We start from the raw sequence: 13,324 nt of genomic DNA on the forward strand, positions 1-13,324 counted from the left end.
CCACGAAGGCGGCGTGCGCCTGGTGCTGGAGGCGCAAGGCCAATGGCGCTACCAGGCTTATCAGAGTGGACAGCGATTGATGATCGATGTGCTGCCGGTGCTCGCCGGCAGCACATCGCCAGGATTGCAGGATGGCAAGACCTATGCCGGCGACCGGCTGTCGCTGAACTTCCAGAACATCGACGTGCGCACTGCCCTGCAGGTACTGGCCGACTTCAGCGGCGTCAACCTGGTGGCCAGCGATGCGGTCACTGGCCAGTTGAGCCTGCGCCTGAAAGACTTGCCCTGGGACCAGGCGCTGGACATGATCCTGCAGGCGCGGGGCCTGGAAATGCGCCGCAGCGGCGAGGTGCTGTGGATCGCCCCGCGCGAGGAAATGCTGGCGCGCGAACGCCAGGAGCTGGAGCAGAAGGCCATGATCGCCGACCTCGAACCGCTGCACGCCGAAAGCTTCCAGCTCAACTACCAGCGCGCCGATACCTTGCGCAAGGCACTGGGCATCGGCGAAGACGGCAACACCCAGGCCAATCGCCGCAACAGCCTGTTGTCACGCCGCGGCAGCGCCATGATCGACAGCCACACCAACCAGTTGCTGGTGACCGATACCCTGGCCGTGCTGGCCAATGTGCGCAAGCTCATCGAGCGCATCGACGTGGCTTCGCGCCAGGTACTCATCGAAGCGCGCATCGTCGAGGCCGATGACAGCTTCGCCCGCAACCTGGGCGTCAAGCTGGGCCTGGCGGTGACCACGCGCGGCGCGGCGCTGGGCAATAGCTATGCGGCCGTCGGCGAGCAAAGCGGCCAAGGCAGCCCGAGCAGCCAGAACCCACAGGCCGCCCCGACCGGCCAGGCTCCTGCTGGCCCCACCCTGCGCGATCCCGCCCTGAACCTGCGCGCCGAAGCCCTCAGTGGCGCCACCCCGGGCAGCTTCGCCTTCACCCTCTTCAATGCTGCCGCCCAGCGTTTCCTCAACGTCGAGCTGTCGGCGCTGGAAGCCGATGGGCGCGGCAAGATCGTCTCCAGCCCTCGTCTGGTCACGGCCGACCAGCAGACCGCCCTGATCGAGCAGGGCGAGGAAATTCCCTACCAGCAAGCCGCCGGCAACGGCACCACCTCGACCGCCTTCAAGAAGGCCAACCTGAAACTGGAAGTCACGCCCCAGATCACCCCGGACGGCAATGTGATCCTGGACGTGGACGTCAACAAGGACAGCCGCGGCAACGTCACGCCAGGCGGGCTGGCGATCAATACCAAGCACATCAAGACCAAGGTCCAGGTGGAAGACGGCGGCACGGTAGTCATCGGCGGCATCTATACCCAGACCGACAACGACCAGGAAACCCGGGTACCGCTGCTGGGCGAGATTCCGGTGCTGGGGGCGCTGTTTCGCAGCCAGAGCAAGGTGCGCGACAAGACCGAATTGCTGATTTTCCTCACGCCCCGCATCGTCGCCACGCCGCGCCCGTATTGAGCGCCGCGCCACGGGCTGCGGGATTTTTCCCCGGTGGCGGGGCAAAGGACGGTAAAATCGCTGTTCCAGGCCCGCGGCGCCGGGCGCCAGCCCGCCAGCGGCGGCCCTGGTAGCCGTCCACCGGGCGGCAGGCGACCGTGCCCGCAGACGTGCGGCGCCATGACATTGGCCAGTAGCGCAGAGCGCAGAATTCTTAGATATGACTGGAAGCATCTTCCTTGTCGGCCTGATGGGAGCCGGCAAGACCACCATAGGCCGGGCCCTGGCCAAAAAGCTGAACAAGCGCTTCATCGATTCGGATCACGAAATCGAGGCGCGGACCGGCGCCACCATCCCGGTGATCTTCGAGATCGAGGGCGAGGAGAACTTCCGCCGCCGCGAAGCCGAGGTGATCCGCGAACTGGCGGCCCTGCCCGACATCGTGCTGGCCACCGGCGGCGGCGCGGTCCTGCGCGCCGAGAACCGCGAAAATCTCAAGAAGGGCGGCACCGTCGTCTACCTGCGCGCCAGCATCAACCAGATCCTGCAGCGCACCGGACGCGACAAGAACCGCCCTCTGCTGCAGATCGCCGACCCGCGCCGCAAGCTGGAAGAACTCTCGCGCCAGCGCGATCCGCTGTACCGCGAGGTGGCCGATTTCGTGGTCGAAACCAACCGTCCCAATGTGCAATTCCTGGTGCAGACCATCATCAGCCACCTGGAACTGTCACCCAAGCAAGAGGACTGGCTGGTCAGCCCGGAACCTGACGAAACCGTCGTATTGGAAACCAGCAGCGCCGTGCTCACCCAGGCTGCCGACGGTTCCACCACGGTGTCGCACCATCACTCCACCCAGATCTTCCATGGCGCTGCCAGCGCCCAATCCGAGCCTCATCGCATGAACCAGAACCACGCCTCCAGCGCCGCCTCCCTCACCCTGCAAGTCGAACTGGGCGAGCGCAGCTACCCCATCCACATCGGCCGCGGCCTGCTGGACGATGCCAAGCTGCTGCCGCAGTACGTCAAGGGCAAGCGCGTCGCCATCGTCACCAACGACAAGGTCGGCCCGCTCTACCTGGACAAGGTCGGCAATGCCCTGCGCGCGGCCGGCAAGCAGGTCACCGAGATCGTGCTGCCCGATGGCGAGGAAGAAAAGAACTGGGCCAGCCTGATGAAGATCTTCGATCGCCTGCTGGCCGACAAGTGCGATCGCAAGACTACCCTCATCGCCCTGGGTGGCGGCGTGATCGGCGACCTGACCGGCTTTGCGGCAGCTTCCTACATGCGTGGCGTGCCCTTCGTGCAAGTGCCTACCACGCTGCTGTCGCAAGTGGATTCGTCGGTCGGCGGCAAGACCGGCATCAACCACCCGCTAGGCAAGAACATGATCGGCGCCTTCTACCAGCCGCAGGCCGTCATCGCCGATACCGCCACGCTGCATACCCTGCCGCCGCGCGAACTGGCAGCCGGCATTGCCGAAGTCATCAAGCACGGCGCCATCATCGATGCGCCCTTCTTCGACTGGATCGAAACCAATATGGCCCGACTGGTCTCCAAGGATGACGCCGCCCTGGCCTATGCCATCCAGCGCTCCTGCGAGATCAAGGCCGAGGTGGTGCGCCAGGATGAACGCGAAGGCGGCCTGCGCGCCATCCTCAACTTCGGCCACACATTTGGCCATGCGATTGAGAATGGCCTCGGCTACGGCCAGTGGCTGCATGGCGAAGCGGTCGGTTGCGGCATGGTGATGGCGGCCGACCTGTCGCAGCGCCTGGGCTATATCGACCACGCCACGCGCGAGCGCATCCGCGCCGTGACCGCCGCCGCCGGCCTGCCGACGGTGGCCCCGAACCTGGGCACCGCGCGCTGGCTGGACCTGATGGAAGTAGACAAGAAGAACGAAGGCGGCGCGATCAAATTCATCCTGATCAAGCCGCTGGGCAGTCCCCTGATCACCAACGCGCCGCAGGACATGCTCTTGCAAACCCTGGCGGCCTGCACTGGAGAATAAACATGCACACTGAAGCGCCCGACCACCTCGCCCCCTATGCCGCCCACTCGGCAAGTTCGCGAGGCCGGCGCTACAGTGAGACCCCGCCCGGATCGCGCAGCGAGTTCCAGCGCGACCGTGACCGCATCGTCCATTCCACCGCTTTTCGTCGTCTCGAATACAAGACTCAGGTCTTCGTCAATCACGAGGGTGATCTGTTCCGTACCCGCCTCACCCACAGCATCGAAGTCGCACAGATCGCCCGCTCCTGCGCGCGCAACCTGCAACTGAACGAAGACCTGGTGGAAGCCATTTCGCTGGCCCACGACCTCGGCCACACGCCTTTCGGCCATGCCGGCCAGGATGAGCTGAACCATTGCATGAAGCATCACGGCGGTTTCGAACACAACCTGCAAAGCCTGCGCGTGGTCGATGAGCTGGAGCAGCACTATGGCGCCTTCGATGGCCTGAACCTGACCTTCGAAACCCGCGAAGGCATCCTCAAGCACTGCTCGCTGCACAACGCCCGCCAGTTGGGCGAGATCGGCGTGCGCTTCCTGGAAAGGAAGCAACCTTCGCTGGAAGCGCAACTGGCCAACCTGGCCGATGAAATCGCCTACAACAACCACGACATCGACGACGGCCTGCGCTCGGGCTTGCTGACGATGGAATTGATGAGCGAGGTCGATTTCTTCGGACGCCATCTGCGCCAGGTGGAGCAAGCCTATCCCGGCATCACCGGGCGCCGCGTGATCCATGAGACGGTACGCCGCATGATCAATGCCTTGATCGTCGATCTGATCCAGACCTCGCGCGCCCACATTGCCGAGATCGCCCCGCGCGACATCGAAGAGGTGCGCAATGCGCCGCCATTGATCGCCTTTTCCGATGCGATGGCCAGCGAAGCGGCGGTGCTCAAGAAATTCCTGCGCGAAAAGCTCTACCGTCACTACCAGGTCAATCGCATGACCGCCAAGGCGCGCCGCATCATCGCCGAGATGTTCGAAGCCTTCATGGGACAAGCCAACCTCTTGCCACCGGACTACCAGGTCAAGGGCATCGCCGACGATACCCAGCGCCTGGACAAGCAGGCGCGCAAGGTAGCCGACTACATCGCCGGCATGACCGACCGCTATGCCATCCGTGAACACCGCCGTCTGTTCGTGATGGAATGAATATGCAGGACTGAACGCAGCGTTTCGATACGCTGCGTTTTTTCTCAGCTCATCCTTGGGTGTGTTGTCATCACCTCGTTCATTGCATACCCGCAATGAAATCCTGCAGGTATTGTCCCGCCCACATTTCGTTACATTTTTCCTGAAAATTATTTCCAGTCCCCCATCCGCTCGACGGTACGCAACGGATCGCCGAAAAGCCTTGCCAGGCAAGGATCTTCGACACATTGCGCAGCTGCAATGCAGGCTAGACAAGCCTCTTGTCACTGAAACTGACAGGTGTAAATTTCTGTCAACATCAAGTCCGCACTGATCGGGCCGTTATGCACGAATGGAGCGGCACCGCATCCCGCGCGGCCTTGCTTCCATGGATCCGTCTTCCCCCTTGATGCCCGGATCCCCTTTCTTTTGAGGAGACCGTCATGGCCATTGGCAACACCAGCGGTGTGGACACCAAGTCCGTGCTGCCCAGCACCAACGCTTCCACCAGCAATTCCAACGCCACCGGCGACACCGACAAGCTGCCCGCCACCACCGCCGATGCCGCAGGCAAGGACAAGATCGCCGACGCCCGCAAGGCCAATCTGCTCACCGTGAGCGGTGCCAAGGCACAATTCAACCTGTCCATCGTGCAATCCTCGCTGGAAGTGTCGCTGCAGACCCAGAACGACCCGCTGTCGCTGGTCTACAAGACCGCCATCGAAAACATCAACGACATCCTGCGCCCGCACTGGGCGACACGCCCTACAGGCGGCGTCCTCGCAAGACAACTCGCCGGAAGCGACGGCCGGCCGCATCGTTTCCTTCATCACCAACATGTTCGAGCTGTACAAGAAGAACAACCCGGACAAGGAAGACGCCAGCAACGTCGATGACTACATGAACCTCATCTTCAAGGGTGTCGACCAAGGCTTCAAGGAAGCGCGCGGCATCTTGGAAAGCCTACAGGTCCTGCAAGGCGATATCGCCAGCAACATCGACAAGACCTATGACCTGGTACAGAAGTCGCTCAACGACTTCATCAACAAGGTCAAGGGTGGCAAGCCGGAAGGTGGCGATGGCGAGGGCAGCACTGATAACGGTGATGGCCAGGGCGGCACGCTGGTGGCCAGCGAGACGACGGTGAGCATTTCGGTGTCGGTGAGTCAGACGCGGATCAGTACCAGCGCCTGATGCGCGTCGGCGCAAGGCTGGGCATCAGCCTGCTGAAGGTCGCCTGCGGGCGGCCGTTTTTATTTGTCTTTGGCGATGCCGTCGAGCCATTCGACGGTCTCGCTGAACCCGCTCTTCTCCATGTGGACGTTGGCCGCCCTGAACAACAGAACATGAACGGCGAAAGACAGGATCTGGCTCCCGAGAAACCACAGCCATATTCCCGGCCCCCTTGAAAATTGGAATTCCGGCTCGAAGACGTAGAAGAGCTGGAACGCGCTGACCACACCTTGTATCACGGACAGTATCTTCAGCACCATGGCACCGATGCTGCTGGGATTCAAGTAGTGAACCCATGGCACGAGGGCAGTCACGAGGAGCAACAGGAGTTCGAAGCCGATCGACGATCCGTAAGAACTGGCAATCAGGCGCACCATGGAATTGAAGGTGCCGATGGCGATGAAGACGATCAAGGCCTTCAGCAAGCGGGGATGATCGAGTTGATACACGGGTTTTGATTCCAAATCACGCTCCTTTGCAACATCGAAAAAGTAGAACTACGCATCTTCGCGCGTCACCCGACTCGCATATGCGGTCACGATCACCCACGTCACCGTCAGAAAAATATCAATTGCCATCACAATCTGCGCATCGCCGTAGCTTTCAATCTCCAAACTGAGACCCGCCTGCCGCCATGCCTTTTCCAACAGGAAGAGATAAGGCACCAGCATGAATACGATGATCAGTACCCATCCCGTGAGCGTCGGCATCGCGTAATGCCAGATCAACATAAAAAGCGGAATGAGAAAGAACAGGGAATAACCTCCGGTGAGCGGCAGGCCTCGAAATACGCAGATACCTGTCACGAGGATGACGGCGAAAAACAGATCGGGATGTTTCAGACGCTTGCTCATCATCAGCCCTCAGCACGCTGGGGAACATGGGAAGAATCAGCTAGCCTCATCTGCATGGGATCAGACGTGGTACGGGCCGCATAGGCAATGAGGAACAAGGATGCGAAGAGGAGAAAAAATGTCAGCAGGAACAGTGCAAGATAAATTGCCGGCAGGGACATGAAAGGAAACAGCCCATAAACAAACATCACGCTCCAAAGAATGCACAAGCTCGCTACCGTGGCAAGGGTCGCGATGAGTTGCGCTCCCATCTTAGTGGGAACGATGTAATGCAAGGTCAGAATCAACGGCAATACTAGGGAACAAAACAGAAAGCCTCCATCCATCCACGGATAGATCAACCCATTCAGGGCAATACCGAAACCGGCCAGGATCACAATGACGGCGAGTAGCAGTCGTGGCTTTTTGAGATATACATTCTTCATGGTCGTGGGCAATTCCAAGCGGGATGGTCATGACGAAAGGCACTGGCGCGCTCACTGACTATCGTTGTTCACTTGGGTGGCGTAGAAAATCAGCAGTGCCAGTGCCGCCAACGTGATAAAAAAACGGCGATAGCTGTGCCGAAAGGGCCTCTAAAATCCAGGGAGAAATCAGCAGCGCCCCATATCACACCGATGAGCAACAGGATCGGCAGCACCACAAAGCTGATGATTAGTCTCCATCCCAATCTGCTCGGCCAGGTGTGATGCGCCAGCAGCATGGCCGCAACAACCACCAACAGCGCGCAATACCGGGTTATCCAGGACAACCCGACCAGGCCAAACGTGCCGATGATCAGGATGATGAAGCGAAGCAGCATCGGATGTTTCAGTTGGCCTGGTTTCATGATGCTGGACCGGACATGCAGTTTGTTTCGGAACGGAGAAAGGCGATGTGCAGGGCTTGCAAAGCCATGACAGCCATACTAGGCAGTCCCGCCGCGCGACAGAGCAATAACAGATGCGACGACCAGAGTCGACATCCAACGCGTACACTCATCCTCAGTTCCTTTCCGTGATCGAGATGACCGGTCTGGAGGAGATGATTCAGTGCTGCTACACATCATCGTCAGATTCGGACACAGGGCAGCCATGGTAATGAAGGACGATGCGAGTGCTCACAAAAGCTACGCTTTAAGTGCCATAAATAAAAATAGTTGGAGAACGTAACGCCACTGCGATCGCCAATTTTGAAAGCGCTCAAAAAAAATGGCCGCCCCGACAAGGAGCGGCCATCTTCAGTACTCTTGAGCATCAGCATCCGAAACCGCCGATACAGTGGGCAACACGATCAGTCGATCACCTCACCCACGCAACTTGGCAAACGCCGCCGCCATCGCATTGTTGGCCGGCGCCTGCTCGCGGCCGCGCTGGTTCTGGTGCTGCGACAGGCGACGCGAATCAGTGCGGTCGCCGCGCTGTTCATTGCGCGCGCCCGGGGCCGGAGCAGTGTCGTTCAGGCGCATGGTCAGGGCAATGCGCTTGCGCTTCTCGTCCACTTCCAGCACCTTCACCTTGACCACCTGGCCCGCCTTGACCACCGTGTGCGGGTCCTTCACGTAGCTGTTGGACAGCGCCGAGATGTGGACCAGGCCATCCTGGTGCACGCCGATATCGACGAAGGCACCGAAGGCGGCCACGTTGGTGACCACGCCTTCCAGGATCATGTCCACGCGCAGATCCTTGATCTCTTCCACACCTTCCTTGAAGGTGGCGGTGGTGAATTCAGGACGCGGGTCGCGACCCGGCTTGTCGAGTTCCTTCAGGATGTCGGTGACGGTGGGCACGCCGAATTTCTCATCGGCATACTTGGCCGGCGACAGGCCCTTCAACAACGAGGTCTGACCCAGCACGCTCTTCACATCCTTCTTGATGTCGGCCAGGATCTTTTCCACCAGCGGATAGGACTCCGGGTGGACCGCCGAAGCATCCAGCGGGTTCTCGCCATTCATCACGCGCAGGAAGCCGGCAGCCTGTTCGAAAGTCTTGTCGCCCAGGCGCGGCACCTCGCGCAGCGCTGCACGAGAATTGAACATACCCTTCATATCCCGGTAGGACACGATACTCTGCGCCACGCTGGCATTGAGCCCCGAGACGCGTGCCAGCAGCGGAGCTGAAGCAGTGTTCACATCGACCCCAACCGCGTTGACGCAGTCCTCGACCACCGCATCCAGCGAACGGGCCAGTTGCGACTGGCTCACATCGTGCTGGTACTGGCCCACGCCGATCGACTTGGGATCGATCTTGACCAGCTCGGCCAGCGGATCCTGCAGGCGGCGCGCAATCGAGACGGCGCCACGCAGCGACACATCCAGGTCCGGCAATTCCTTGGAAGCGAATTCGGAAGCGGAATACACCGATGCCCCCGCTTCGGACACCACGATCTTGGTGAGCTTGAGTTCCGGGCGCAACTTGATCAGGTCCTGCGCCAGCTTGTCGGTTTCACGCGAGGCGGTGCCGTTACCGATCGAGATCAGCGAGACATTGTGCTTCTCGGCCAGTTGCGACAGGGTGTGCAGCGAACCGTTCCAGTCGTTGCGGGGCTGGTGCGGATAGATGGTATCGGTAGCCACGACCTTGCCGGTGGCGTCCACGATAGCGACCTTCACACCGGTACGCAGGCCCGGGTCCAGGCCCATGGTGGCGCGCGGGCCGGCCGGTGCGGCCAGCAGCAGGTCCTTCAGGTTGCGGGCGAAGACGTTGATGGCCTCGGCCTCGGCCTTCTCGCGCAGGTTGGTCATCAGCTCGGTTTCCAGGTGCATGAAGACTTTCACGCGCCAGGCCCAGCGCACCGTGTCGGAGAGCCACTTGTCGGCCGGACGGCCCTTGTTGGAGACGCCAAAACGTGAAGCAATGCGACCTTCGCAGGGATTGTGTGGAGCGTCCCACTTCGGTTTTTCTTCTTCGGTATCCAGGCGCAGCACCACGTTCAACATTTCTTCGCGACGGCCACGGAACAGCGCCAGCGCACGGTGCGAGGGAATGGTGGAATAGGTTTCAGAGTAATCGAAGTAGTCGGCGAATTTTTCACCGGCATCCTGCTTGCCCTCGACCACCTTGGATTCGACCACGCCATGCTCGGTCAAGTATTCGCGCAGGCTTTGCAGCAATTCGGCATCTTCCGAGAAACGCTCCATCAGGATCTGGCGGGCGCCATCCAGAGCGGCCTTGGTATCGGGTACGCCGGGGTTGTCGCCATTGTCGGTGGTGAAGGCGGGCTTGATGAACTTGGCCGCTTCCTCTTCCGGGTTCAGGGTCGGATCGTTCAAGAGTGCATCGGCCAGTTCGGTCAGGCCGGCTTCGGCGGCGATCTGGGCCTTGGTGCGGCGCTTGGGCTTGTAGGGCAGGTAGAGGTCTTCCAGGCGGGTCTTGTCTTCCGCGTGGGTGATGGCGTCCAGCAGCACGGGCGTCATCTTGCCCTGCTCTTCGATGGAGGCGATGATCGCCGCGCGGCGGCTTTCCAGCTCGCGCAGGTAACGCAGGCGTTCTTCCAGCAGACGCAGTTGGACATCGTCCAGGCCGCCGGTGACTTCCTTGCGGTAGCGGGCGATGAAGGGAACGGTGGCACCTTCGTCCAGCAAGGCGATGGCGGCAGCGACCTGAACCGGCTTGGCGGCGAGTTCAAGGGCGAGTCGTTGTTCGATAGAAGGCAGCATGGTGAAACCCAGTCAACAGTTAAGCAATTATGCAGTGAGGAAAAACAAGCGTTGGATGATACGCAATTCAGGCTGCCACGCCAATCTTGACATTGGCCGATTGCACGCAAAGCGCGGCACTACGGGCCTGTCGGGCCGGCCCATCGATCTGGCGGGATTGGACGGCAAGCCACAAAGCCGGGATAATCGGCGCTTTCGCATCGCGCGTCCTCGTCTTTTTGCACCATGTCCATCCGTCTCATCGTCGGTCTCGGCAACCCCGGTCCCGAATACGAACAAACCCGCCACAACGCCGGCTTCTGGCTGGTCGACAACCTTGCCGGTCCGGTACGCCTGACACGCGAGCAGCGCTTCAATGCCTTGGCCGGCAAGACCAGCATCGCCGGCCATGAAGTGTGGCTCTTGGAACCACAGACCTACATGAACCGCTCCGGCCAATCGGTGGGGGCACTGGCGCGTTTCTTCAAGATCAATCCGGATGAAGTGCTGGTGGTACACGATGAACTGGACCTGCCGCCTGGCGCGGCCAAGATCAAGAAAGGCGGTTCCTCGGGCGGGCACAATGGCTTGAAGGACATCACCGCCGCCCTCGGCACCCAGGACTACTGGCGCCTGCGCCTGGGCATCGGCCACCCGCGCACGCTGGGCTTGCAGCAGCCGGTCGCCGACTTCGTGCTGCATCGGCCGCGCAAGGAAGAACAGAACCTGATCAACGAAGCGCTGGACAAGAGCCTCAACGTCATTCCCCTGCTGGTGCAGGGCAAGTTCGAACAGGCCATGATGGAATTGCATACCGGGAAGTAAGCCCCTGCCGAGGTCAGATGAACAAAGGGCGCCCGTCATGCGAGCGCCCTTTTCTTTATCCGCTTACTACTTCAGCGAGGACAGCTTCTGTTCCAGTCCCTTGGCATCGACCGCCCCCGGGATGCGCGAGCCATCGGCAAAGAAGATGGTCGGCGTGCCGGTGACCTTGAGCTTCTTGCCCAGGGCCAGCACGTCTTCGTGGGGCGCATTGCAGGAAGCCGGCGCGGCCGGCGCTTCCTTGCCGCTCACCATCCATTCGTTCCAGGCCTTGCTCGGGTTGGGCGCGCACCAGATGTTGCGCGACTTCACGATGGAGTCCGGCGAGAGGATGTTGTACTGGAAGGTGTAGTAGGTGATGTTGTCCACGTCCTGCAAGGTCTTGTGCAGGCGCTTGCAATAGATGCAGTTGGGGTCTTCGAAGATGGCGATCACGCGCTTGCCATTGCCCTTGACGGTCTTGATGGCCTTGTCCAGCGGCAGCGCCGAGAACGGCGTCTGGTTCAGCGAATCGATCTTTTCCTTGGTGTAGTCACGATAGGTCTGCGAATCGACCACACGGCCGATGAAGAGATACTGGGCCTTGGCATCGGTATAGATGACGTCGCCATCGATCTGGATTTCATAGAGGCCGGCATAGGGCGTCTTGGTCACCGAATCAACCTTGGCATCCTTGCCCAGGCGCGGCTCGATGAGCTTCTTGATGGTGGCCTCGGTACTGTCAGCCGCCTCGGCTTGCGCGTGGGCGCTCACGCCGACGACGGCCGACACCAGCAGCAGGGCTGCCATGCTCAGATGGCGCAAGGAGCTCGCACCTGTGGTCAAAAATTTTTTCATACTCGTCCTGATTCAAATCAAACGCGCTTCCAATCTTCGAAGCATCGGCCGCAAAGCCGCGCCAGGACTGGTATCGCACATGTTTTCAATAATGTCGGGGGGGAAGGTGTTTTGCTGGCGAAGACAGCCGCAAAAGCGGCCGCGCTTCGCCAGAGGCCCTACCTTACCTGAAATCGCCGCCGCTTACTGCCCCAACGCATGGGCAATGAGGCGACGCTTCAGGATGGGCAGGCGGTTGACCAGGCTCATGCCGAGATTGCGCACCAGGCGCACCGGCTCGGCCTCGGTGGAGAAGATCCGATGCAGGCCATCGGTGGCGATCTGCATCAGCAGCACTTCTTCCTTGCGGGCGCGGGCGTAACGGCGCAGCACGCGCTCATCACCGCAATCGTACTGCGGCTCGCGCTTGAGCAGGATATCGATCAGCGCAGCCACGTCGCCGAAGCCCAGGTTCATCCCATGGCCAGCCATGGGGTGGACCACGTGGGCGGCATCGCCGATCAGCGCCACGCGGGGCGCGATCATCGCGTGGGGCTTGATCAGTCGCAGCGGGAAGGCCTTGGCCACCTCCGGCTGCAGCGGCGTCAAGGCACCCAGGACCGGCGCGGCCCACTGTGCCAGGCGCTCGGCCAGGGCCGACAGCGGCAGTTGGAGCAGTTGATCGGCCAGCGCCTGGGGCGCGGACCAGACCAGCGAGACGCGATTGCCCGGCAGCGGCAGCAGCGCGATCACGCCCTCGGACGGGCTGAACCACTGATAGGCCACGCCGCGATGCGGCAGCTCGCAGGAGAAATTGGTGACGATGGCGTTCTGGCCGTAGGAGCGGTAATCCAGCCCGATATCGCATTGCCCGCGCACCCAGGAGTTGGCGCCATCGGCCCCGACCACCAGGGAGGCGCTCAGCGACTGGCCGGACTCCAGCGTCAGGGTGGCAGCTTCGCCGGCCACCGCCAGCGCGGTGGCACGGCCCTGGACCACGCGCACATTGGGCGCGAAGCGCAGGGCGGCATCCAGCGCCTGGTCCAGGTTGCGGCCCTCGACGATCCAGGCCAGCGCATCGGTGCGCGCGGCGTAGGCATCGAAACTGAGCAAGCCAGGCCGAGCCTTTTCCGGCACGCCGTCGCCGTGCACGGTCATGTTATCCACCGGGGCGATGCGGTCGGTATCCATGGCATCCCAGACCCGCACCGAGGACAGCAGGCGGTGCGCGGTATGGTTCAGCGCGTAGACCCGCACGTCCCAGCTGGCCGGATCGGGCGCGCGGTCCTTGGGCGGCGGCGCCAGCACCGTCACCTTGAAGCCCGCCTGGGCCAGCCCCAGCGCGGCCGTCTTGCCAACCGCGCCGTCGCCGACGATGCAGATATCAGT

Annotated in this window: 11 protein-coding genes and 1 pseudogene; 5 read left to right on the forward strand and 7 right to left on the reverse strand. The window is 61.4% G+C overall.

Annotation, left to right across the window (positions count from 1 at the left end; all coding sequences use genetic code 11):
• The 4 genes and pseudogenes from I5W_RS22215 to I5W_RS22230 form a co-directional block, all read left to right on the forward strand.
• Positions 1-1,471, forward strand: a 1,471-nt coding sequence (locus tag I5W_RS22215) for a type IV pilus secretin PilQ (RefSeq protein ID WP_044530876.1), incomplete at its 5' end; no start/stop codon positions are given.
• Between the two features lie 199 nt (positions 1,472-1,670).
• Positions 1,671-3,461 (forward strand): bifunctional shikimate kinase/3-dehydroquinate synthase AroKB, encoded by a 1,791-nt coding sequence (gene aroKB, locus I5W_RS22220; RefSeq protein WP_044530877.1) that lies wholly within the window; start codon positions 1,671-1,673, stop codon positions 3,459-3,461.
• Between the two features lie 2 nt (positions 3,462-3,463).
• The gene (locus I5W_RS22225; RefSeq protein ID WP_044530878.1) at positions 3,464-4,615 is read left to right on the forward strand and encodes a deoxyguanosinetriphosphate triphosphohydrolase; all 1,152 of its coding nucleotides are present in this window, start codon (positions 3,464-3,466) and stop codon (positions 4,613-4,615) included.
• Between the two features lie 422 nt (positions 4,616-5,037).
• A pseudogene (locus I5W_RS22230) lies at positions 5,038-5,788 on the forward strand (DUF5610 domain-containing protein).
• Positions 5,789-5,847: 59 nt separating this feature from the next.
• Here the strand turns inward: I5W_RS22230 and I5W_RS22235 are convergent.
• The 5 genes from I5W_RS22235 to I5W_RS22255 form a co-directional block, all read right to left on the reverse strand.
• Positions 5,848-6,276 carry a hypothetical protein gene (locus tag I5W_RS22235; RefSeq protein ID WP_044530879.1) on the reverse strand — a complete coding sequence of 143 codons (429 nt, stop codon included), beginning with the start codon at positions 6,274-6,276 and terminating at the stop codon, positions 5,848-5,850.
• 48 nt (positions 6,277-6,324) lie between these two features.
• Positions 6,325-6,684, reverse strand: coding sequence for a hypothetical protein (locus I5W_RS22240; protein ID WP_044530880.1), 360 nt, complete (start codon positions 6,682-6,684; stop codon positions 6,325-6,327).
• A complete protein-coding gene (locus I5W_RS22245) occupies positions 6,684-7,106 on the reverse strand; it encodes a hypothetical protein (protein WP_044530881.1) in 423 nt (140 codons plus the stop codon). Before I5W_RS22245 ends, I5W_RS22240 begins: the two co-directional genes overlap by 1 nt.
• Positions 7,107-7,195: 89 nt before the next feature.
• Complete coding sequence (locus I5W_RS22250; RefSeq protein WP_148289176.1) at positions 7,196-7,510, reverse strand: hypothetical protein; 315 nt, start codon at positions 7,508-7,510, stop codon at positions 7,196-7,198.
• A gap of 456 nt (positions 7,511-7,966) precedes the next feature.
• Positions 7,967-10,318 (reverse strand): Tex family protein, encoded by a 2,352-nt coding sequence (locus I5W_RS22255; RefSeq protein ID WP_044530883.1) that lies wholly within the window; start codon positions 10,316-10,318, stop codon positions 7,967-7,969.
• A 225-nt stretch (positions 10,319-10,543) separates the two neighbouring features.
• Here I5W_RS22255 and pth point away from each other — a divergent pair, with 225 nt between their 5' ends.
• Positions 10,544-11,122 (forward strand): aminoacyl-tRNA hydrolase, encoded by a 579-nt coding sequence (pth, locus tag I5W_RS22260; RefSeq protein WP_044530884.1) that lies wholly within the window; start codon positions 10,544-10,546, stop codon positions 11,120-11,122.
• Positions 11,123-11,188: 66 nt separating this feature from the next.
• Here the strand turns inward: pth and I5W_RS22265 are convergent, their stop codons facing one another.
• On the reverse strand, positions 11,189-11,956 hold the full coding sequence (locus I5W_RS22265; RefSeq protein WP_044530885.1) for a DsbC family protein: 768 nt from the start codon (positions 11,954-11,956) through the stop codon (positions 11,189-11,191).
• Between the two features lie 183 nt (positions 11,957-12,139).
• Positions 12,140-13,324: UbiH/UbiF family hydroxylase (locus I5W_RS22270; RefSeq protein ID WP_044530886.1), on the reverse strand; the 1,185-nt coding region annotated here is incomplete at its 5' end.

The organism is Herbaspirillum sp. B65, assembly GCF_000333555.1.
Taxonomy (GTDB): domain Bacteria; phylum Pseudomonadota; class Gammaproteobacteria; order Burkholderiales; family Burkholderiaceae_D; genus Herbaspirillum; species Herbaspirillum rubrisubalbicans.